The organism is Izhakiella australiensis (genome assembly GCF_002006995.1).
In the GTDB taxonomy this organism is placed as follows: Bacteria; Pseudomonadota; Gammaproteobacteria; order Enterobacterales; family Enterobacteriaceae; genus Izhakiella; species Izhakiella australiensis.
This window is the reverse complement of record NZ_MRUL01000024.1, coordinates 1-19,980: the sequence shown is the minus strand read 5'-3', so window position 1 is coordinate 19,980 and position 19,980 is coordinate 1. Positions and strand designations below refer to the sequence as shown.

Below are 19,980 nucleotides of genomic sequence, written 5' to 3'. Positions count from 1 at the left end.
GTGTGAGTACGCATCACATTCTGCTCTTTGCAAGTTCAGCGCGGCTTTCTGGTTGGCCATAACCAATTTTTTCAACTTTACCGACGATAAACAAAAAGGAGAGCGCACCAATAATCCCCATCGCACCAACCAGAATAAGACCAGGCGCAAAGTTATCCTGAGAAATAACGGCACCAATCCCTAACGGAACCAGAATACCGGTTGCAGTACCACATAAGTTAAAGACACCACCGACCAGCCCAATTCGTTCCACGGGGGCGATACTGGATACCAGTGACCAGGTAATCGCTGCCATGCCATTGCCAAAGAACGCTATGGTTAAAAACGCAACAATCAGTGTCGGGCTATCAACATAGTTGGCACCCACGATGGTCGAAGCCAATAACAACCCAAGTACAATCGGTAATTTTCTTGCCGTGCCCAATGACCAGCCTTTACGGATGAGATAGTCAGAAAAGAAGCCGGAGAGGAGCACGCCTGCCCAGGCGGCAAGGAAAGGAACGGCAGCAAGAAAGCCCACTTTAATAAAATCGAGGTGACGATATTTCACCAGATAGGTGGGAAACCAGGTCAAAAAGAACCACGATGTTGCCGTTACACAGGCCTGACCAATGAAGAGCCCAACCAGTTTTCTATTTGATAATAAAGACATGGCATTTCTGAAGGTTAGTTTCTCGCGTACTTTGCTTTTAGTTTCAATTTCACCACCGCCCGCCTTAATATATCCAAGCTCTTCTTTTGAAATATTTTTTGAATCAAGAGGGTCACGATAGCGGGCATAAAAGAATATTCCCCATAAAATTCCCAGCAACCCTATGGTTAAAAACATTCCCCTCCAGCCAACTTGCTCCTGAAGAATAATCAGTACAGGAGTGAGAAAGGCCAAACCAACATACTGCCCTGAGGTATAAAAGCCGACGACAGAAGCGCGCTCCTTTTCCGGGAACCAGCGGGTAATAATACGGTTATTTAACGGGAATGCTGGTACCTCACAGGCACCCAGTAATAACCTCAGGAAGAATAAGCCGGTGATGGTTGTTGCAAGACCGTGCAGGGCAGCAGCGCCAGACCATAACATCACCGCCAGTGCATAGAGATGGCGGGATGAAAAACGGTCAACCATCAGTCCACCGGGAACCTGTAATGGCGCATACGTCCATGCAAATGCCGAGAATAACAGACCCAACTCAAGATTACTTAATCCTAAATCGCTGACAATATGAGGAGCAGCAATCGACATTGAACTTCGGTCAAGATAGTTGATCACTACGGTAAAAAATAAGAGTAGTGCGACTCCAACTCTGACTTTTTTAGCTTTGTCTTTCATTATTTTTTCTCCGGGCGGTGAATTGCAGCATTCTGGTAATATGAGCGCCGCAATTAACTCTGTTAAAGGTGATCATTAAAAAAATCGATACGACACCTACTCGAAGACATAAAATGTATTCGAGAACTGCTTTATCCCCGACACAGTCGTTGATTTTATTTAAGGCTTGAGAAATTAACCCGCCATTTGCCCTGTCACAAACAGAGAATTACCATTCTGCTACCGAGCCATCTTTATGTCGCCAGACTGGGTTACGCCATTCAGGTGCATTAGCCGAGCGTTCAATTACCAGCTTTTCATCCACTTCAACCCCTAGCCCTGGTTTCGTTAAGGGGTTAAACCGCCCATTACGAATGGTGAAGTCTTCTTTGTTTTTAATATAATCCAGAAGTTCCGCGCCCTGATTATAGTGAATACCCATACTTTGCTCCTGAAAAACGGCATTCCACGAAACAAAATCGATATTCAAACATGCAGCCAGCGCGATCGGTCCCAAAGGACAGTGCGGAGCCAGAGAGACATCACAGGCCTCTGCCATTCCGGCAATTTTAAGACACTCGCTAATTCCTCCGGCATGGGACAGGTCAGGTTGTAAAATAGACAGACCACCCGCCTGTAAAACACGTTTAAACTCAAAACGTGAATACATTCTTTCCCCTGCTGCGATTGGAATATGCGTTTTAGCCGCCAGCTTGGGATAATACTCAGCTTGTTCCGCTAACACGGGCTCTTCAATAAAGAGTGGCCGATAAGGTTCCAGCTCGTTAATGAGAATACCGGCCATGGGTGCACTGACCCTGCCGTGAAAATCAAGACCAAACTCAATCTCATTACCAAAGGTTTCGCGAATCTGAGCAACCTTATTGACTGCGGCATCAATCGCACGTGAGTTATCAATAAAACCTAATTCTTCACAACCATTTAATTTAAAAGTATCGAAACCAATCGCTTTCAGCTTGTTTATGCCGTCAATAATATCGCCCGGCCTGTCTCCACCCACCCAGCTGTAGGCCTTCATATTGTCACGTACCAGTCCGCCTAACAGTTGCCATACGGGGACATTCAGACTTTTACCTTTAATGTCCCAGAGTGCCTGATCAATCCCGGCCATCGCACTCATTAGAATGGCACCGCCGCGATAGAAACCGCCCCGATACATGAGCTGCCAAAGATCGTTAATTCGCGCAGGGTCCTGCCCAATCAGATAGTCGCCCAATTCATGAACAGCAGCTTCCACCGTGCGAGCTTTCCCCTCAATAACGGGCTCTCCCCAACCCGTTATCCCTTCATCCGTTTCTATCTTCAGAAACATCCATCGAGGAGGAAGACGATACGTTGTCAGTTTAGTGATTTTCATTACTGGTCCCTTACTATGCTTAAATAAACGCTTATGCTTATTGCGCGATTAATATCTGGTGCGGTACCGCTGGCACGACCGGTTTATCAGTACCGACAGCAAATGATTGTATCGAACTCAAGGCGCCATTATCCCTTCTGCCGCAGCGGAATATTTCACCGGAGAATGTTCTCCAGTACGTTGACGCGAGCCCTGACCGAATTTTTCAAATTAATGACATAACGTATTTCTCTAAAAAAAGACCTTTAGTAAATACGTTTTCTCCATTAATTTTTCACATATTTTCTTAAATCTGATTAACGGCAGTTTTTCATGAAATATTTTTCAACCGTTGAGTTGAGCTTGCAATCATATTCAGTGCTGCGAGCTCTGCCGCATGAGGATCCTGATGCCTGATGGCTTCAAATAAATTTTTATGCTCAATAAGCGTTTTTGGCATATTAGCTTCATCACCCATCCAGGTGCGTTCAAATATAGCCCGCTGCAATGAACTGATTGCCACGCTGAGTTGTTGTAAAACCAGATTATGCGCAGACTCCAGAATAGCCTCATGATAACGTATATCTGCTTCGTTAAAGGCTTCACGATTTTGATTATTGGCTATCATATCATCCAAAGCTGCTTCGATGCGTGCCAGGTCTGTTGAAGAAGCCCGTTCTGCCGCCCATCTGGCGATTACCGGCTCAACAAGGTTACGAACTTCATTCATTGCATTAATTAAATGTGGATCTCTATCATTTTCCAGCACCCACTGAAGAACATCGGAATCCAGGTAATTCCACTGCTCTTTCGCTGTGACAAACGCTCCGCAATGACGTTTAATCTCAATCAGTCTTTTCGCTGCTAACGAGCGGAAAACTTCGCGAATGATATTACGTGAGGTTTCGAACTCTTCACACAACTCTGCCTCCGATGGCAAAGACTGGCCCGGCAAGTACTTGCCATGAGCAATCTGCGTACCCAATGAAACAACAATGCGATCGGCTTTATTCAGAATCATTTCATCTCTCTCCGGTCGACTCCGGGGCACCCGCCCTGCATGACAAGCACGGTGTAAACGTTGTGTGTAGCTGGTTGTAGCTAAATGAGGGCTTATTGTAGTACAACTTTTTTTAGTTGTACTGCATTGTAGATCACAAAATAGACACGTGTTAAATAGGCGTTACGGAGAGGAGTCTTGGATTGTTATCTGGTCAGGACACTTTCATATTTTTGTCAGGCTTGGTATCAAACCGTCGGTGGACTGACACAACGCCCCAAATGCCACTGGCATCAGGCACCAGTAAATCCACGTTGCGGCTTTATTACATATCAAAACTGTCTGGGCGGATGTCAGAATAGACTGGCCCCATAGATCACCAGACACTTCGCCTCTCTTAAAATAAGAGGTAGTCTTAGACCTGCACATGCACCCTTGTTGTCCGGGGACGACGACTAACCGACGTCTGTCGAAGCATTGGTGTATAGGGTCAAATCCAGTCGCTCTGATAACCTGCGAAGGTGACTTCCCCTCTGAACGGCTTCTGCCCTCACCTGAAACCCTTCTTTGAATGATATAGGTCTTCTTTGTGGCGCTGATCTTAACACCAAAGCCAACGGGTGAATCACGGTGACTGTCAGTGATAAGATACGGTTTTCCAGATACATTAGGCACATACATAACTCGTCCATCTGAATCAAACTCGGGTTTTGTCTCTATAGACAACTTGTTGATTACTATGGATTGACTCAGAATCATCTTCACGATTTTTGCCTCATGTATACCAAACTGACATGTTGTATTCTGGATAGGATCCAGAATACATCTGGCATAAAAATTTTCGGATTTAGATGGGTTTAACACGGTTTCATATGGGGCCACTTGAGTACTTCTAAAGCCATAAAAACGAGTAAATTCAATATGAAAGAGTCTGTAGACAAGGACTTTTCCACCCACACCCCGATGATGCAGCAGTCTTTTTCCATCAATCCCTGAATCCCTTGCCACAAGCGGCTTGCGGCTCAGATCCTAAAGCAGCTATAAAAGCCGATTTTCCTATTGTTAAGCTGGATTACGCTCACTACTGCCCCAAAAATGCCCCAAAGTACCGAAGCATCACGATATGAGTTGCCGTCACCAATATAAGCGAAACTTTTATTCAATGCTCGATAACCCCTATAACCCTAATAAGATTTGACAACAGAATAAACCAAGGTTACTATAACCCCATCAAAACAACATAGAGAGCCGGAGGATGGATAGCAGGAATGCAATAGCAATGATAGAAGCCGATGGGTGGTATCTGGTGAGAGTTAAAGGTAGCCATCACCAGTTCAAACACCCAACGAAAAAAGGGCTGGTAACGGTAAAACATCCACAAAAGGATATACCGCTACCAACACTGAAAAGCATCAAAAAACAGGCGGGGCTTTAAGCCCCACCTACTGGAGGTTTAAATGTTATACCCTGTTGCTATTGATAAAGGCGATTCATCCTTCGGCGTTCGTGTACCTGATATTCCAGGCTGCTTCTCTGGCGGCGACAACTATCAGGATGCGATTGAGAGCGTGCGTGAGGCTATCGACGCACATATCGAATTACTGGTGGAAGATGGCGAAGCGGTGCCGGAAGCCACCAACGTGGAAAACTGGCTGGCCGATCCCGATTATGCTGGCGTGGTGTGGGCACTGGTTGATGTGGATGTTACCCGGTTGATGGGGAAAGCGGAAAAAATCAACGTAACACTTCCTTCTTTGCTGATTCGCCGTATCGATCAGTTTGTCGCTGCGCATCCTGAGTACGGTAGCCGTTCCGGCTTCCTGTCCCGTGTGGCGGCTGATAAAGTGATAGGACGAGAAAAACGTTAAGCCTCGTAAGAGGCTTTATTGGTAAACGAAGGATTAACGATATTGAAAACATTATTAAGTATTATAATACCATGCTATAACAGTTACCGGTACATTGAAGAGTGCCTAACATCCATTTTGGACTATATGCCAATAACATGCGAAGTTATTATCGTTAACGATGGTTCAACAGATGATACGCTGGAAAAAATCAAAATAACATCTGAGAAATATTCAACTAAAAGAATAAAAATATTGACACAAGAAAACCTAGGGGTATCCTCCGCTCGGAACACGGGTATTCATTACAGCACGGGGGAATATATTACCTTCCTCGATTCTGATGATTACTACGCCCCATCTTTTTGGGATATTTTTCCGCACATTTTAGAATCTAAGGAATGTGATATTTTCGAATTCAACGCGCTCCAAACCAGCTCAAACAATAAAAAAACAATCAATATTGTAAGTTTTGATGATGAAACGCATTTCAAATGCATGAATCAGAGAACCCCAGCATTCAAAAACTCACAATGGTTTCCATGGGCAAGGGTTTACAAAACTAACCTATTTAAACTTCATAAGATTATTTTCCCTGACAACTGTCATTATGAAGACATGTATACTATCCCACAAATATATTTAGTTGCAAAATCTGTATTTCCAATCAAGAATGACCTGATACATTATCGCACAAATGAAAGCAGCATATCACAGACTTTCCGAAAAAAGGATATATTAGATTTAATCTCAACGCTAGAGAAATATAAAAGCATTAGCATTGTGGAAAAGAAACATCATGATATAAAAAATACTCTTTATCCTGCTGTAAAGAGAGCCTTTGATCTAATCAAAAGCCTGATGATAAAGAACAGAGACTTTGATGTCCGATTTTTTGATATTCTACGAATTCAAAAAACATTGTTACACTTCTCTCGTGAGTTTCCTTCACATAAGAGGCTCGCGATATATTTATTCCCTCTATATTTTAAGTTCATACTGTCTTTTAGAAAAAAATAGGCATCCGAAGATGCCTGAATCTTATGCACTACGATACCAGCCCATAAGTTTTATAAAGGAATTGGTGACCGAAATTGCTGAGCCTGAACCAACATTAGCGGTTGTGCCTGAAACAGAGTGGGTGTGAGCACCGATCCAAACAGTGTGGTTATGTGCACCTATACCGACATTATGCGCATGGGCACCGGATGTTGATGTAGCGCTTCCTCTGATTGTAGTTTCCCAATTACCGCCAATATCCATACCAGAAGCGCCGCGAGGTATCACCTCATTATAGGTGTGCGCATGGTTGCCCTGTACATCAGTTTGTTTAGTTCCATAATCAAAAGTGCTTGTCGTTTTCGTACCATAATCAAAGGTGCTGGTATTAGCCGAAAACGTATGGCCGTGCGCTGGCAGGTTGCCTACAGCCAACGTTACAGAATCGGAGCCGCCCGTTGTCATCACATCGCTGCCGTTGGCGCTGGCCAGACGAACCGTGCGATTCTCCCCAATATATTTCCACGTTGTGCCAGGAAATAGCGTATTCGGGTCTTTATTCTGAGCAAACCACGTCACAATTCCGACAGGATAAAGTGCGTCCACACTAACCTTGCTGGCGAGATCATACGCTGCCTTAACCGCTTTCGGTGTTGCGGCCATCGTTTCATCATTACTGTTGGTTGCGCTGCTTAGTTTGGTAATACCGGCGACCGTGGTTGACGCTGCTGGCACAGTGTTACTGACGTTTTTTGAAAGCGCAGTTATCAGACCCGTTTTAAGCGCGTCCAAATCACCATTATCGGCCACATCGCTGTTATTGATATCCGCAATAAACTGCGCCACCACATGAGCAATCACTGACGCCTGTCGCCAGACGGTATTCAGCTCCTGAGAACGAGCCACACCTGCGCTGAAACCGTTGCTGCGCGAGGTTAATTTCTGATACTCATCCGCAGACAATACGTTAGCGCCATCCGCCGTAGCAAACGGTAAAAAATCATTCTTTGCCATCACTGTTTCCTTAGAGTTTTACTGACCAGCTTCCGGTATCGAAGCCGGAAATAAATGCATTGTTAACGTCCAGACCAAAAATACCGTTATCACCTTCTGAACCGGTGTAGTTATTTACCCTCACCCCTTCCGGCTTGATATTGAGGTAGCCCTGCTTAATCACCGCTTTTATTACCTCCGGCACCACACCGCCCGTCAGATAAACATCCATCGACATATTCTGATTGTCGGTGAAGAAGATTTTTACGGATTCATCGGGGATAACGCCCTGGTAAATATCGGCCAGCATTTCGCAGGTGCCGTCCCAGTGATTAGCGCGAATTTTTGCCCGTAATATAGACCGGTAGGTATCATCGTCGAGTTCGGTAAAACCACTGTCCGCATCAAAGCGCCTTTTCCAGCTTCCCTGGTCAAAGCCCACCCCTTCCGTATCGAGCGCAAAATAAACGCCGGTTATCGGCGTTTTGACGTAGCGTGACAGGCCGATCCATTCCCCCACGGCATCAAGCTGCGGCCCGTTACCGTGGTCAATGCTGAACAGCGCGTTCAGTTGCCCTGCCTGCGTGGCAATGTCGGTAAACGGGCGGGTGATAAGACTGATATGCCTGAAGAATTTATCTGCGGTCAGATGTGCAGGCGTAATGTAGTCGGTATAGTCTCTCATGACGTTACCACCAGTCGAACATCATCCGCCGTACAGCTAACCGCCTCGTTGAAGGCCACCAGCAGATTTTCTTCACTGACAGCATCCGCAGAGCGACCGATTTTTATCGCGGTAATATCGTAGGTCTGCCCTTCCTCATCACCGGGCAGGTTGGCGGGGGAATACAGCCGGGTCAGGTACAGCTTGTCGCCTATCAGTTGCGCATTAATGTACGCCGCGACAGCAGAACGGATTTTATCGCCAGTGAGCGTTGTGTACCCGGTAAATGCCGTCAGGTCGATCTCAACGGATACGCGCACTTCTTTCGGACGGGAAAAGCTGATCTTACGTGGCATCCCGTAACTGTCGGTCACCTGTGCTGCCGTATCGCCAAAAGTGCCAGCCCCCGGCGTCTTTTTTAAAGCAATCGCACGGGCAATGGCGTTCACATCACCACCATCAACGATCATGGCGATAGAATGGGACGGAATGCCATTTTTATCCGTCTCGCTGGTGTCGTTCTCAAAGCCACGCTGACGCACCACGCCGGAAAGCAGTGCCACCGCGCCCTGAATGCCGTCAAGCACAGTGCGCGAGGGCAGTGCAACAGACTTCTTCTGGCGACTGCGTAACTGGTTATCAGCGAGATCGACCGAGCCATCTTTCAGAGCGGTATAGGGGATGTAACCGGCATCCACCGGATCCATCAGGTAGTTCTCGCCATCAGGAAGACTGTCGAGGACTAAACCTGCTGCGGGGGTGCTGTCACGGCGTCTTGGGGTGCGTGAAAAAAATTTCCCAGCGAATCCCCGATAACCTGAGCAACGATGTTCAACATGCTAATCAGGTCGATATCGTCAAACATCAGTTCACCCTGACGAAAAACCGGCATCCATTTATTACCGTTCTGCCGGGAAACCACGGAAAGACACGGGTGGAGGATGGCATCACAATCGCTGTCACTCATTCCCGCCACCGCATCAGCAATGGCAGGCAACAACGTTTCAATGGCGGTTTCGCCACTGCGCAGCTTCTGCAATTCACCCACCATGCCGGATAATACCGGCAACAGTTTTCTTGCCACTTTCAGTTGATCAAACACGCTGAGTTTTCCGGCGCGGTAGGTATTACCGTTCAGTTCAATATCCACGGTGATTTCTCCGTATAATTGGTTGCGGACAGCCTTAGCGTTATCCTTCTGGCTCTCACACCGAAGGACTAAGGAGGTCCGCATGTCTGAAAAACTTAACGCAAGAGAACTGGCGATAAATTATCTCCAGTATGTTTCGGCAAATTCAGGAAAAGTTCTGAATGAAGCTGAATACCTGCGTAAATTGATTGAAACTGAGAATACTTTTCAGAAGTATCTTGATGAGGGCTTACCTGATCCTCTTGAGGTCTGGTCTAAGCTTTAGTTTTCAGCAGGGATGACATAACGTTTATCACCGTTTCGGCGGTGATTTTTGCCCGTTCCCTGACAATCTCTGCGGATAATCCCCGCATAACACTGTCCTCCGTTACTCTTGTAACGGCGGGCAGTACATCATTAAGCACGGTTCGCGCAATATCGGCATCCACTTCAACGCCGCCAATACAACAGGTTTTCTTTTCCATCGTTTAAAATTCTCCCAGCAGTTCATCGATTTTGATGCAGTCAAACACCCAGGCCACCGTGTTGCCGTCTTTGGCATTCTGCCAGTCGGGTATTTTCTGAAACGCACCGCCGCGAGCCGTAGCGATATCGCCTGACGCATGGTTGCGGATCACAAACACATTGTTGCCCCATAGCGCTGACGACTGACTTTGTGCGTTGTAGGCGATCATCAGCTTTTTGTTAACGGGAGAAGTTTTAAGCAGGTTAATCGTGACAGTGCCCGATTTCCCGGCGTGCAGGCTGTGCATACCTTCACCGTCTGCGCCAATAGTCATGGTGTTCTTCGCCTCTGTCATGGCGACCACGATCCCCTCATCGGAGTTTGCCGAACCATAACCGAGGTCAATTACACCGGTCGGCCCCGTCATTGAGGCCGACACATCCATAAAACTGTAAGTTGCCATTTTTTCCCCTTAGCGAACGACTGTGATCAGTACATCAGCAAAATGCACGGCACCGGCGAGTTTGCAGGCGACCTGAATCGGCGGCGCTTTGCGTTTCTCGCGATCTGCCTGCGCCTGTTCTGCCATTGGCTGGATCCAGGCGTAATACCCTTTGGTCAGCGTATCGCCCGGAGACAGTTGCCCTATCACACCGCCATTCCAGACGCCGGGGGCGATCAGACCGTTATTCACCGCCTGTTCCATCGACTGCTCTACGCTGGCCAACAGCCGCGTCCCTCCCGGATCGGTTTGCGGTACTTTGGTTGTACTGGTGTAAAGCAGGTTATAGAGATTGTTCTGAACATAGTTTTGCAGCCAGTCGAGGCCGTGGCGCTCATCAAAAAAATCGCCATTGGTCATCACGCCTTCCTGCAAAATGGCCGTTTCGTTGTCATAACGAACAAAAACGTTACAGTTTTTTGCCGCCAGCGCATCCGCCTGGGACGTTCGCAGCAGTTCCGCTGTAATGCCCGGCTCCTGCTTAAATTTCAGCGTGATAGTGGTATTGTTACCGCCAAAGTTCACCGTAAAAGCGCGACCAAATGCCGAAGCAGCGGCCCAGGGGGATGAGGTGGAGTATTGTGTGAAAACACGACCGTAATTGCCTTTTTTCAGCGCCGAGGCAATATCGTCCGTTCTGGTGGCGTCGATAGCCGCCGTATCCTGCGTGGTTAAACCGAAAATACGCGATGTGCTGCTGGCACCGATAAAGGCAGCAATGGAGGTGGCATCATCCGCCGACAGGTCAGCGGCAACGATAAGACCATACCAGGCGCTGGAAAAATCGGCCAGTGTCGCTACCGCCTGCACCGCTGTTTCCCCGTCCATACCCGCTACAGGTGACGCGCCCGCCGCCTGTGACAGCAGTGTTAACGCGGTCAGATCGGTACCGCTGTCCGGCGCGGTAGCGTAACCCACCGTGCTGTTCTTACCTGCTGTAGATGACACCACCATAAACCGGCTGTTGTTCGCATCCCACAGGACGGTAGCGGTGCTGATTTTTTCCGCAATACGCTGTGCAACACCGTTCAGGTTAGTCTCTTTCGATAAATCGACGCCAGTAACATTTACCGCTTTCCCGTTGACGGTGATTTTCATAGCGCCATCGGTAACACCGGTGAAGTTACTGATTTTCGCCTGTTCTGAGGTCAGTATCGCGCCGCGCAGCATTCCCGCAGAGGCTTCACTGACCCAGCGCCCGATAAAGAGATCAACCGGACGGGGGGATTGTTGATAATAAAGTGCCGCTGCCTGATATTCCGGCGCGTCAGTGCCAAAATCGGTAGCCACTTCTTCAACAGACGAATACGCCCGCAGGCGCTCCAGGGGATCAATAACAGACGATGCCCCAATTATCAGTAGAGCACCAAAATTCCGTGCGCTTGCCGCACGCGGCGACATATCGACAGTGACATTAACCACTCTCGATACAGGTAAGCCCTGTGACATAATTTATTCTCCGGAAAAGGAGACCGGTATATCGGTCGGTGATTCAGCAACCAGCGATTTAATGTTGTATTCGCGCACAACCTTACGGCGCAGGCGCACGGTAAAATCGTACCGGCGTACCCACTGATTGTTGATGAGTTCGGGAAAAGGGATAATGTGGCTGTAACCCGCGAGCGACAGCCCCTGAGTGTTCAGTTCCGCGTTGTTCTGACTAACGGCGATCCCGTCACGAAAACGGGTCGCATACTGCTGCCCTGCGGGGCCGTAAAAGGAAGCTAGGCATTCAATGGTCTCATGCCGCCAGAGTTCAGTATTATCTTCGGTCTGGTTAACAAATGCCGGATTATCATCGACCGACATATCCACCACACCGAAAGCGCACCAGTTAGTCTCTGGCGGCAATAGTGCGGGCTGTTTTGGTTGCCAGCGGGGACGAACCACAGACTCAGGAAGGCCGGAAACACCGCGTAGCCATCGGCTGAGAAGCCTGTCCAGTTCTTCACCATAAACGGGTGATTCCCTGACAGGTGTCAGCCAGCCACGCTCCTGGCTTGTGTTATTGCTCAACCGGTATTCCTCCATCAAATGGCAGCAATTCACAGTGCGCCTGAACAAAACCCGCACCATACGCGGTATAAGGATCGACAAAGGACACCCGGTAATCACGGTTCTGATACGTGACAATATCAGCATCACGTCCCGTTTCGCCGTTACTCAGGCGTTCAGTCGTCACCACCAGTATCGCCCCGCCAATAGCCTGCCCTGCCTGCATTCGGCGGTTTTCCAGTGAGCGATCAACCGTCACCACACCCGAAAAGCCCGATTTTTCTTCCACGCTGATCGTGATGCCGTCTGCATCCGTCTGTTGAAACCGCCGCGTAACCAGCAGACGGGTATCACAGAAGTCGGGATCAAACAGCACGTCTGTTACATCAAGATTTGGCATTTTTATCCCTCACAATGTACGTGATAGAGCGACGATACTGTCCGGTATCGATAAGTGGGCGGGCCGTGGCATTATCAGGTGCGTTACCCGCCGCGCGGCTTTTAAGTTCCGCTTTGGCACCTTTCCTCCCCCTTCGTGCGCGGGCAGCTACCGTACTGTCCGCCAGCGGAGCAAAATCAGAGGCGGTAATAAAACGCCTTACGCCATCCGCTGCTGTTGCCCCGGCCTGATTAAGAAGTCTGTCCGCGCCAGAGATATTGCCATCAAGTGTAAAAAGCGCTGCCTGTTTAAGCATGGGCAGCGTTTTATCCTGTACCGATTTAACACCGGGTTGCAGATGTGGTCTGGCCGGAATATTTTGCGCAGGAGAGCCGTTTTCATTGATATAACCAATGCCAGCATTGCCGAAAGGCGCATCATCCCGCGCGGAGTCTTCAGCAGGAATGCCAATCAGTACATCCCTGTTACCGATAGTCTTCAGTGCATCTAAAACAGATTGCGCCTTATCAACTCTCATCGTGACGCCGCTTTTCATAGCTGGATACCCCCCGCGCCGAACATCATAATTAACTGCCAGAACTCAGTCCCGTAACGGGTATAGTTCCAGAAGCCAGCGTCAGGGTTTAACGTGGCTCCAGTGTCATAGCTGACGCTGACTTTATCGACAGATTTAGATGAAGCCACACCACCCGATGCGCCCCCGGCACCGCCCGTAGCCATCGCTCGGCTGTCAGCCGCCCACAGCACCATGTAGTGCGCAACAAAAAGCTCAACAAAGTAAGGAAACAGATCATTACCCGTGACTTTCTCGCTGAGCAGCACATCAGCCAGGTTCAGGCGAAACTGTATTTGAGCATCGGGGTATCGGGTGGTATCGGAAAACTGCGGGAAAGCGGTACGAAAATCACTTACTGTTGGAAGGTTTTGGTTTTTTGCCATCGCCATCACCTCCGGCAAGCAGTTCCGCTATCTGCTGATTCAGCGCTTCAGTTTGCGCTTTTTGCTCGTCCACCTGTGAAGTCAGATCACGGATGGTCGAGTCACGTTCTGCAATCTGGTTTTTCAGGGCTTCAATTTGTGCCTGATATTCGTCGCTGTTATCCGGCACGGCAATATCGTTTATTTCCGCGTGCGCCTGGGTAAACCAGTGTTCTGCTACTGGCGCGGGTACGTTATGCCGCCCACGGGGAAAATCCTGTACTGTTCCATCGCCAAGCGTCAGGCTGAACGGCGTGTGTACAGTAATCGCAATCAACTTTTCTTTGGTCATTTAAGCTGCTCCTGAATATGTTTCAAAATGATTAGCTGATACCCAGCAGCGTTTTCACGGCAGCAGCATCTGCTGCTACCAGGATCTTTTTCCCGATATCAGTAGCATCGCTTATGTCGGTAGATTTTGGCGCATAATTACCTGCTTTGGCATCCGTTGCGGCGGTACCGACTTTAAGATTCGATGTACCCGCCCCAATTGCTGTCCTGCCTGCTGCGGAATCCGCCGCTTTCATCAACGCCTTGCCGGTATCCGTTGCCCCTTCAAGCGTATCGACACTTGCAGAACCACCATCCCCACCACCAGTACCTTTTACAACCACTTGCATTATTTGAAACGATCGGCTCAGGTTAGGAGTCACCAGTAGAGGTTGTCCAAAAGGTTGCCAGCCATCTTTGATACGTTGAGCCATCTGAGTCTGTAGGTCGCTACCGCTATCAGCAACGACTGTTGCGTAGTCTGTGAAAGACATATGAATCCCTCGTTATCTAAACAGAATATTGTTCCCCGCCAGTCAGGCGGGGCCGTTCCGGTTATCAGATACCATCACAATAAGACAGCGTTTCGCGGTACACAGGCTCGACGGCACCCAGCTTGCCGTAGTAGGTCACAATCTGGTAAATGCCACGATACTGCACAGGAATGCTCTGCAACGGCACCAGCGGGAAACGCACATATTTTTTATCATTGGTGTAAGCCACCATGCGATCTTTGCCGGAGACACCGCGACCTTTCAGCCATTTCACCGCGCGAATATCCAGCGGCACACCATTCTGGTGATAGGAAATGGTGTTGGTTTTCAGGTAGGTCAGCAGTGACTGATTACCGGCAGAGGACACAATGACTGATGACAAATAGGCAAACTGCTCAGGTGGCAGCAGTAAATCAGTCGGCACAACTGAATAGGCGGAGGCTTTCCAGGCGTTGGTAAGCAGCGTGTTAATACTGTCCCGGATCTCGTCGGGGGTTGACTGCGCCCAGGGCTTAACCGCGTTACTCACTGGCACCCTGTCAAGATTCAGTAGCCCTTTAACGCTGAGGCTGGTATCACCGATATAAACCTGCTCGTCGGCGTCCATATTCCACTTAAGCTGCATACCATCATATTTCTGCGCGTCAATTGGGCGACCAACCTGCTGCGCGGCCTGTAATTCAATGACCGTCCAGCCAAGCTCCATTCCCCACAGAGAAAGCGGGTTGCCATCTTTATCAATATTGACGTTTACCCCGGCAATCGCCGTGGAATCCTTGCCGATCCAGTTTTTGCCGTTAGGATTGGCACCACTCCCCGCCGCACCAAAGCTGGTGTTAGTCCAGCTTGAAATATCATCAGCAATTGAAACATCTTCACGGAACTGAACATCGCGCGAGTAGGTATAACCCACCAGCGGTAAATTCAGGGTCTGGTCCAGACGCTCCAGTTCCCCCACAAGAAATGCACCGGTAGGCTGGCCCATCCCAACGCGGGCCATAAAATTATCATAGCTGTCAGCGGTGATCTGCCCCACACGCTCAGCCGGATTTCTGTTTTTTCGTGCCATTATTGTCCCCGTTACAGCCGCATCCAGGCATCAAGAGAAGAGTCAACCGGCGCAAACGCCATGATGAACGCATCCGCAATATTGGGTGACGGCACATCGCGTTTTTTTAAATCGTCTTTACTCTCCACCTTCACCCGCCCGTTGCGGTCAAAATCGCGTTTGGGTGTCGAAAGCTCGAATTTCAGCTTGTCCAGAAAAGGACAATCTTTATCGATACTGATTAGCTGATCGTCGGTAAAACTTTCCCGCTTCTCTTTACCGTTCACGACATTAAAAGTATTGCGGAACCGATCTGCCACCAGCCACCACGCCTGTGCTTTCAGGTTGGCGAAAAAATCTTTATTGGTGATACCAGGCTGATATTCATTATCCGGCTCATGTACATCACTACCGGCATTAAACTTCTGATACCTTCGCCGTAGCACCTTGGACAATCAGGGTTTGGGTCAGCATTCTCGATGAAACCCAGCCCGCCATACTCTGGCTCGGGCTTTCCATCTTTCATGTTTTTTTCAGCCGCACGGTCAAATTCCTGAATATCCCGCCACTGATACAGGTGGTACTCACCCCAGCAGTAACGACAGTTAAGACGGCGATATTGCGTCAGCGCGTTAGGGTCGGCTTTTGTGATCGCCACTAACTGATCGACAATTTCATCCAGGTCAGCGGTGTAGCGCTTTCTCATCCGGTTTTTTAGTTCGCGGATAGCGCGGGCAATATTGGGTTTTCTATACAAACGACTCGCTTCAACGTAAGCCGTTTTTTTGTTGTCGCTGTAACCGGCAAAACGGTATCCCCCGATCCTACTGTTGGTCCTGACACAACCCCAAGCAAAGAGCGCCTCTTTTTCGGTTAAGCCGAACTCATCAGGATCAAGCGCCAGATCGATATCGTCATGGTGCATTATCCCAACGGTTGAAACTTGCTCACTTTTAGGCGACCGTTCACCCATGTTCTGTGATTGTTTTGGGGCTGATTTTTTTTGGGGCATAATTTTTTTTGCCCCGTTTTTTTGCCCCGCTTTTGTCCCTGCCCCTTTTGCCCTTATCCAGCCCTTTTTACCAGCCATGTAGCGCAGGGCTTTTATCGTGATTCCGTACTTATCCGCCAAAGCCTGGAGGGAAAGCACACCAGCACAGAAATCACGCTCGATTGCTTTCTCATCCGGCTTGCTCATCAGCCCCAGTCCTGTTGTTGCTTCAGCCCGGCAATTATCGTCAGGCAGTGGCCAGTTTTAGCTGACCACTGACTGTCAAAATGGCAGTTAATTGCCAGAGTCTAACGTGGATAATATATGCCCGAATACTTCCTGTGAGCTCAGTAAGTCATTATGTTTCATTGAAGAAACTTCAATATTATCTGCACCGGAAAGCTTCGTGCTTGTAGGAGGAGAAATCTGCTCATCTCCCGGAGACCAGATGGTTGTGTACTTCGTTGGGGCAGGTGTTTCTGTATCCTCATTCAGATGTGATATAACCCAGGAATCTGGAGTCATATCTTTACATCCCTGGTCCCATATAGCACACAGATAGCCGAGAGCTGTTCCGTGATTTGGTCCAGCCAACGAAATCCAGTTACGCACGATATCTTTACCACCATCAAACTTAATATACCAGCGGCTGGGAAGTGAACCCAGAGAATGGGCTACAATATCAACGTTTTTTTCGCCGGTTTGCTGAAGCACACCTTTGACATACTCTTTGAACTTAGCAGAGAGGACTTCATTGGTTGACTGCGTGGTGTCATAATTCCATCCAAATAACATATTTTCAGAATAACCGTTATTTATCAGGAATTGTTTTAACTCCCCCCATACTCCGGAATCAGTATTTCGGCCATGAACAAGCACAACGGGTGGTTTTTTCAATGAAAAATCAGACATAACTTTATTCCTTTCGGATTAATTTAAAAAAACACTAAGCACACACTTTAATTAGCTGAAATGCTTACCAGGTCATTAGTTAATTAACTTACATTTGATTTACTTATCCACACGATAAAAAAATCATTTAACAGGGGTAGACTGAAAAGTGTACTTCTTACGGTAATAATATTTTTTTCAGCGCGCCTCTCCCGGCGCTGGATGATGGATTGTTAATGTCACCAGTAATTACATGACCAGCAACCCTCTCACTGCTGATTGAACAACCACTAAGGAGGCAGGCTACATTGTCAGGTAAAAGAACATCGCTGTATATGGTCGCGCCAGCGCCTCCCTCTCCTTTAAAGCACTTAAGTGTTGTTAATTTAACATCCACATTATTTTTTTCCAGCGCTGAAACTAATTCCTCAGCCTGATTATAAAGTACAATACCGTCGTACTTGGCGTGGATAACTTCGACATGCTTCAGGCCTGCAGCTTTAAGGTCCTCAGCACGCAGAGCCGGAGATCGCCGAACATATTCCTGATGTTTTTCAATAGGAGTGCCACCTGCATCATCTTCGATTTCCTCTCGCGTCCCCGGCACAAACAATGCAGCTTCAGCATAAAGCTCAATCAGATTCGTCACACCGGATGCACTGACCCAGTATTCAAATCGTCTGTTGCCAGGTAGCGTATAATGTTTACTCTCACCAATCGCCGTACCTGCAATAGCACCTCCCATAGAAGCACTGTAAAGGTAAATTTTTTCAACGCTGGGGTATTGCTTCAGAATAGCTGTTGATGCATAAATCACATCCTCCGCGCCGGCCAGTACAGGAAATTTATCATCATTACGGTAAGTAACAGCCAGCGTCATAGTATTAACATCGGTGAACTCCGGAATATATTTGTCAAATACATGCATATTTTCCGTATGACCATGGCAAAAAATAATAAGACGACCAGGCTTGGAGTCTTTCACATAACCGACCAGTGCTGGCAATTCTGTACCATCTGCTGTGGGATATTTTATTTCCTGAGGAGTAACTTCCATATCCTTGTTTTCTTTTTCCAGACTGTCATTAATTTTCATAACCAGGTCAATAACATCAGTATCCTCATTAATTGCATCAATGTATACAATATTTGGGAAGCAGGTCTTATTACACGCTGGTAGCAACTTTGCATTCAGGGAAGCATTCGCGTTTTCAGCTAGATCAAGGATACTCTTCCCCAGACCTGTTGCACAGGTAGTAATCTGACTGGCTGACTGAGTCAGTGTCCAGGACAGCAGAAAATAACTGCCTTCTGGTGAAGTTTTCTCCTTACGCATCTTATCCAGCTGGTCTTTTATCATTACATCCAGATCATTCGTATTTGCGTAGGAATTGTACACAGGAAAACAGGTGGCAGGATAAACCCCCTCACCAATGAATTCATCACTTTTTATATTTTCCCCCGAAGGTTCCACCACAATAATGACCGCAGCCTCACCATCACCGATATAGTCATTGAGTGTCAGTTTTGTGATATCATCACCTGTGACTGATTTCAGATGAGAAATATTACTTTTCATATAACTGAGCAAATCGCCCCATTGCTCCTGAGTAAACGGGGAATATTTGCTATTACCAACGTCAGTGTCAAGGTCATGAGATAAGTGCAAAATAATCAGTTCTGCATTTTCCTTCGTATACTCATTTATGTCGTTAATAACTGACTCAATGGATTGTCCATTTGCGCCCTGCCAGCTTTTAATCAAACCTGCATCAATTTCTGTGTAGTGACCGGTAAAAAAATTTCCACCACTGACAACCGGGCGGATATCAAAATACCTTGAACCAAGTTGTAACTGGCCTGATATCTGTTTTTTTTGAGTCACTGTATTGCAGGGGGAAGCAAAAGGTGTTCCTGAGGTAAAAACTCCCATGCCAGCATCATGTGTTCCTAGCATACAGATTTCTCTGAGTGTTTTATTCCCAATATCAGAAATATTATTACTCATCCAGGCTGAATCATTTAAATTCATTTACATATTCTCCGTATTACTCATACAAGATTAGCTTTATGAATATAAAGCCGCGTTTTTATCAACGTCACGTTGATAGTTATTAATGACACTGTGTACTGACGTAATTCTGCAGGAAGCGTAATTTCGTTTGGTCACTGATTACTCCTGACCGGATATCGAGAACAGCCTGTCCAGTTTCTCTGCTGACTTCGATGGTGCTTCCATTACCCATGCCGGTATTAGGCGACAATTACCCCGTCCGATTCGCGACAATTACTCTGGCCTGTTTGTAACCTTAGCGTCCCGTTTTTTCCCCACCCGGGAGAGGTTGTGGCGCTGAATATCAGGCAGGTCAGTTTTTACATGACTCAACGTAATAAAGGTCTTACCCAGGAAGCCGCTGCGGCTACTGCGGGCATCTCGGTCCGTTCAGGCCGGCGTATTGAAAAAGGACAGTGGCAACCGTTCGGGGAGCGACACTGGCGGACCCGCCAGGATCCTCTGGAGGATGTCTGGCTGAGCGACATTCTTCCCTTACTTGAATCCCGGCCGCAAATCTCGCCGGCAACGGTTCTTGAGTATCTGCAGGAGAAATATCCGGGCAAATATCCTGATAAGCTGCGCAGGACGTTACAG

Annotated in this window: 25 protein-coding genes and 2 pseudogenes; 5 read left to right on the top strand and 22 right to left on the bottom strand. The window is 47.8% G+C overall.

Going from position 1 to position 19,980, the window contains the following annotated elements:
- Positions 1 to 13: 13 nt before the first annotated feature.
- From BTJ39_RS21420 to BTJ39_RS25375, 4 genes and pseudogenes are all read right to left on the bottom strand, one after another.
- Positions 14 to 1,327, bottom strand: coding sequence for an MFS transporter (locus tag BTJ39_RS21420; protein WP_078004756.1), 1,314 nt, complete (start codon positions 1,325 to 1,327; stop codon positions 14 to 16).
- Between the two features lie 208 nt (positions 1,328 to 1,535).
- Complete coding sequence (gene dgoD, locus BTJ39_RS21415) at positions 1,536 to 2,684, bottom strand: galactonate dehydratase (RefSeq protein WP_078004755.1); 1,149 nt, start codon at positions 2,682 to 2,684, stop codon at positions 1,536 to 1,538.
- Between the two features lie 310 nt (positions 2,685 to 2,994).
- Entirely contained in the window at positions 2,995 to 3,684 is a 690-nt protein-coding gene (locus BTJ39_RS21410; RefSeq protein WP_078004754.1) for a FadR/GntR family transcriptional regulator, read from the bottom strand.
- Positions 3,685 to 4,161: 477 nt separating this feature from the next.
- A pseudogene (locus BTJ39_RS25375) lies at positions 4,162 to 4,428 on the bottom strand (integrase); the annotation flags it as partial.
- Between the two features lie 490 nt (positions 4,429 to 4,918).
- Here BTJ39_RS25375 and BTJ39_RS21400 point away from each other — a divergent pair.
- Genes BTJ39_RS21400 through BTJ39_RS21390 form a run of 3 tightly spaced genes read left to right on the top strand, consistent with a single transcriptional unit; the run spans position 4,919 to position 6,530 of the window.
- Entirely contained in the window at positions 4,919 to 5,098 is a 180-nt protein-coding gene (locus BTJ39_RS21400; protein WP_012906750.1) for a type II toxin-antitoxin system HicA family toxin, read from the top strand.
- A 22-nt stretch (positions 5,099 to 5,120) separates the two neighbouring features.
- The gene (locus BTJ39_RS21395) at positions 5,121 to 5,531 is read left to right on the top strand and encodes a type II toxin-antitoxin system HicB family antitoxin (protein ID WP_078004753.1); all 411 of its coding nucleotides are present in this window, start codon (positions 5,121 to 5,123) and stop codon (positions 5,529 to 5,531) included.
- Between the two features lie 42 nt (positions 5,532 to 5,573).
- Positions 5,574 to 6,530 carry a glycosyltransferase family 2 protein gene (locus BTJ39_RS21390; RefSeq protein ID WP_176110397.1) on the top strand — a complete coding sequence of 319 codons (957 nt, stop codon included), beginning with the start codon at positions 5,574 to 5,576 and terminating at the stop codon, positions 6,528 to 6,530.
- 21 nt (positions 6,531 to 6,551) lie between these two features.
- Here the strand turns inward: BTJ39_RS21390 and BTJ39_RS21385 are convergent, their stop codons facing one another.
- From BTJ39_RS21385 to BTJ39_RS21370, 4 genes are read right to left on the bottom strand one after another with little or no spacing between them, the layout of a single operon-like run.
- The gene (locus BTJ39_RS21385; RefSeq protein ID WP_241825962.1) at positions 6,552 to 7,526 is read right to left on the bottom strand and encodes a phage tail protein; all 975 of its coding nucleotides are present in this window, start codon (positions 7,524 to 7,526) and stop codon (positions 6,552 to 6,554) included.
- A gap of 7 nt (positions 7,527 to 7,533) precedes the next feature.
- Positions 7,534 to 8,187 carry a baseplate wedge 1 family protein gene (locus tag BTJ39_RS21380; RefSeq protein ID WP_078004750.1) on the bottom strand — a complete coding sequence of 218 codons (654 nt, stop codon included), beginning with the start codon at positions 8,185 to 8,187 and terminating at the stop codon, positions 7,534 to 7,536.
- Positions 8,184 to 8,873 carry a hypothetical protein gene (locus BTJ39_RS21375; RefSeq protein ID WP_241825961.1) on the bottom strand — a complete coding sequence of 230 codons (690 nt, stop codon included), beginning with the start codon at positions 8,871 to 8,873 and terminating at the stop codon, positions 8,184 to 8,186. The genes BTJ39_RS21380 and BTJ39_RS21375 overlap by 4 nt, the downstream gene beginning before the upstream one ends.
- 35 nt (positions 8,874 to 8,908) lie before the next feature.
- Positions 8,909 to 9,316: a phage tail assembly chaperone gene (locus BTJ39_RS21370; RefSeq protein ID WP_078004749.1), complete on the bottom strand. Its 408-nt coding sequence runs from the start codon at positions 9,314 to 9,316 to the stop codon at positions 8,909 to 8,911.
- An 82-nt stretch (positions 9,317 to 9,398) separates the two neighbouring features.
- Between BTJ39_RS21370 and BTJ39_RS21365 the strand changes: the two genes are divergently transcribed.
- Complete coding sequence (locus tag BTJ39_RS21365; RefSeq protein WP_078004748.1) at positions 9,399 to 9,581, top strand: hypothetical protein; 183 nt, start codon at positions 9,399 to 9,401, stop codon at positions 9,579 to 9,581.
- Here the strand turns inward: BTJ39_RS21365 and BTJ39_RS21360 are convergent.
- From BTJ39_RS21360 to BTJ39_RS21295, 14 genes and pseudogenes are all read right to left on the bottom strand, one after another.
- A complete protein-coding gene (locus BTJ39_RS21360; RefSeq protein WP_078004747.1) occupies positions 9,571 to 9,780 on the bottom strand; it encodes a hypothetical protein in 210 nt (69 codons plus the stop codon). The genes BTJ39_RS21365 and BTJ39_RS21360 overlap by 11 nt on opposite strands.
- 3 nt (positions 9,781 to 9,783) lie before the next feature.
- Complete coding sequence (locus BTJ39_RS21355) at positions 9,784 to 10,224, bottom strand: DUF3277 family protein (protein WP_006118372.1); 441 nt, start codon at positions 10,222 to 10,224, stop codon at positions 9,784 to 9,786.
- A 9-nt stretch (positions 10,225 to 10,233) separates the two neighbouring features.
- Positions 10,234 to 11,712, bottom strand: a complete 1,479-nt coding sequence (locus BTJ39_RS21350; RefSeq protein ID WP_078004746.1) for a DUF3383 domain-containing protein — start codon at positions 11,710 to 11,712, stop codon at positions 10,234 to 10,236.
- Between the two features lie 3 nt (positions 11,713 to 11,715).
- The gene (locus BTJ39_RS21345) at positions 11,716 to 12,279 is read right to left on the bottom strand and encodes a phage neck terminator protein (RefSeq protein ID WP_422386058.1); all 564 of its coding nucleotides are present in this window, start codon (positions 12,277 to 12,279) and stop codon (positions 11,716 to 11,718) included.
- On the bottom strand, positions 12,269 to 12,658 hold the full coding sequence (locus BTJ39_RS21340) for a head-tail adaptor (protein ID WP_078004744.1): 390 nt from the start codon (positions 12,656 to 12,658) through the stop codon (positions 12,269 to 12,271). Before BTJ39_RS21340 ends, BTJ39_RS21345 begins: the two co-directional genes overlap by 11 nt.
- A complete protein-coding gene (locus tag BTJ39_RS21335) occupies positions 12,645 to 13,193 on the bottom strand; it encodes a hypothetical protein (RefSeq protein WP_078004743.1) in 549 nt (182 codons plus the stop codon). Before BTJ39_RS21335 ends, BTJ39_RS21340 begins: the two co-directional genes overlap by 14 nt.
- Positions 13,190 to 13,597: a DUF4054 domain-containing protein gene (locus BTJ39_RS21330; RefSeq protein WP_078004742.1), complete on the bottom strand. Its 408-nt coding sequence runs from the start codon at positions 13,595 to 13,597 to the stop codon at positions 13,190 to 13,192. The genes BTJ39_RS21335 and BTJ39_RS21330 overlap by 4 nt, the downstream gene beginning before the upstream one ends.
- Positions 13,563 to 13,928: an STY1053 family phage-associated protein gene (locus BTJ39_RS21325; protein ID WP_078004741.1), complete on the bottom strand. Its 366-nt coding sequence runs from the start codon at positions 13,926 to 13,928 to the stop codon at positions 13,563 to 13,565. The genes BTJ39_RS21330 and BTJ39_RS21325 overlap by 35 nt, the downstream gene beginning before the upstream one ends.
- Positions 13,929 to 13,959: 31 nt before the next feature.
- Complete coding sequence (locus BTJ39_RS21320) at positions 13,960 to 14,400, bottom strand: DUF1737 domain-containing protein (RefSeq protein ID WP_078004740.1); 441 nt, start codon at positions 14,398 to 14,400, stop codon at positions 13,960 to 13,962.
- A gap of 64 nt (positions 14,401 to 14,464) precedes the next feature.
- Positions 14,465 to 15,400 carry a DUF2184 domain-containing protein gene (locus BTJ39_RS21315; protein WP_078004782.1) on the bottom strand — a complete coding sequence of 312 codons (936 nt, stop codon included), beginning with the start codon at positions 15,398 to 15,400 and terminating at the stop codon, positions 14,465 to 14,467.
- 80 nt (positions 15,401 to 15,480) lie between these two features.
- Positions 15,481 to 15,888, bottom strand: a pseudogene (locus BTJ39_RS21310) (PBSX family phage terminase large subunit); the annotation flags it as partial.
- Positions 15,789 to 16,646, bottom strand: a complete 858-nt coding sequence (locus tag BTJ39_RS21305) for a terminase small subunit (protein WP_078004739.1) — start codon at positions 16,644 to 16,646, stop codon at positions 15,789 to 15,791. The gene BTJ39_RS21305 and the pseudogene BTJ39_RS21310, both read right to left, overlap by 100 nt.
- A gap of 87 nt (positions 16,647 to 16,733) precedes the next feature.
- Positions 16,734 to 17,351, bottom strand: coding sequence for an esterase/lipase family protein (locus BTJ39_RS21300; protein ID WP_078004738.1), 618 nt, complete (start codon positions 17,349 to 17,351; stop codon positions 16,734 to 16,736).
- Positions 17,352 to 17,508: 157 nt separating this feature from the next.
- Positions 17,509 to 19,362: a prolyl oligopeptidase family serine peptidase gene (locus BTJ39_RS21295; protein WP_078004737.1), complete on the bottom strand. Its 1,854-nt coding sequence runs from the start codon at positions 19,360 to 19,362 to the stop codon at positions 17,509 to 17,511.
- A 312-nt stretch (positions 19,363 to 19,674) separates the two neighbouring features.
- Here BTJ39_RS21295 and BTJ39_RS21285 point away from each other — a divergent pair.
- A partial coding sequence (locus BTJ39_RS21285) for a helix-turn-helix domain-containing protein (RefSeq protein ID WP_139356346.1) occupies positions 19,675 to 19,980 on the top strand: 306 nt, incomplete at its 3' end.

Coding starts and splice junctions, on each gene's coding strand:
- BTJ39_RS21420 (WP_078004756.1), bottom strand. CDS start 1,327: ATGAAAGACAAAGCTAAAAAAGTCAGAGTTGGAGTCGCACTACTCTTA.
- dgoD (WP_078004755.1), bottom strand. CDS start 2,684: ATGAAAATCACTAAACTGACAACGTATCGTCTTCCTCCTCGATGGATG.
- BTJ39_RS21410 (WP_078004754.1), bottom strand. CDS start 3,684: ATGATTCTGAATAAAGCCGATCGCATTGTTGTTTCATTGGGTACGCAG.
- BTJ39_RS21400 (WP_012906750.1), top strand. CDS start 4,919: ATGGATAGCAGGAATGCAATAGCAATGATAGAAGCCGATGGGTGGTAT.
- BTJ39_RS21395 (WP_078004753.1), top strand. CDS start 5,121: ATGTTATACCCTGTTGCTATTGATAAAGGCGATTCATCCTTCGGCGTT.
- BTJ39_RS21380 (WP_078004750.1), bottom strand. CDS start 8,187: ATGAGAGACTATACCGACTACATTACGCCTGCACATCTGACCGCAGAT.
- BTJ39_RS21375 (WP_241825961.1), bottom strand. CDS start 8,873: ATGGATCCGGTGGATGCCGGTTACATCCCCTATACCGCTCTGAAAGAT.
- BTJ39_RS21365 (WP_078004748.1), top strand. CDS start 9,399: ATGTCTGAAAAACTTAACGCAAGAGAACTGGCGATAAATTATCTCCAG.
- BTJ39_RS21360 (WP_078004747.1), bottom strand. CDS start 9,780: ATGGAAAAGAAAACCTGTTGTATTGGCGGCGTTGAAGTGGATGCCGAT.
- BTJ39_RS21355 (WP_006118372.1), bottom strand. CDS start 10,224: ATGGCAACTTACAGTTTTATGGATGTGTCGGCCTCAATGACGGGGCCG.
- BTJ39_RS21350 (WP_078004746.1), bottom strand. CDS start 11,712: ATGTCACAGGGCTTACCTGTATCGAGAGTGGTTAATGTCACTGTCGAT.
- BTJ39_RS21340 (WP_078004744.1), bottom strand. CDS start 12,658: ATGCCAAATCTTGATGTAACAGACGTGCTGTTTGATCCCGACTTCTGT.
- BTJ39_RS21335 (WP_078004743.1), bottom strand. CDS start 13,193: ATGAAAAGCGGCGTCACGATGAGAGTTGATAAGGCGCAATCTGTTTTA.
- BTJ39_RS21330 (WP_078004742.1), bottom strand. CDS start 13,597: ATGGCAAAAAACCAAAACCTTCCAACAGTAAGTGATTTTCGTACCGCT.
- BTJ39_RS21325 (WP_078004741.1), bottom strand. CDS start 13,928: ATGACCAAAGAAAAGTTGATTGCGATTACTGTACACACGCCGTTCAGC.
- BTJ39_RS21320 (WP_078004740.1), bottom strand. CDS start 14,400: ATGTCTTTCACAGACTACGCAACAGTCGTTGCTGATAGCGGTAGCGAC.
- BTJ39_RS21315 (WP_078004782.1), bottom strand. CDS start 15,400: ATGGCCCGCGTTGGGATGGGCCAGCCTACCGGTGCATTTCTTGTGGGG.
- BTJ39_RS21305 (WP_078004739.1), bottom strand. CDS start 16,646: ATGAGCAAGCCGGATGAGAAAGCAATCGAGCGTGATTTCTGTGCTGGT.
- BTJ39_RS21300 (WP_078004738.1), bottom strand. CDS start 17,351: ATGTCTGATTTTTCATTGAAAAAACCACCCGTTGTGCTTGTTCATGGC.
- BTJ39_RS21295 (WP_078004737.1), bottom strand. CDS start 19,362: ATGAATTTAAATGATTCAGCCTGGATGAGTAATAATATTTCTGATATT.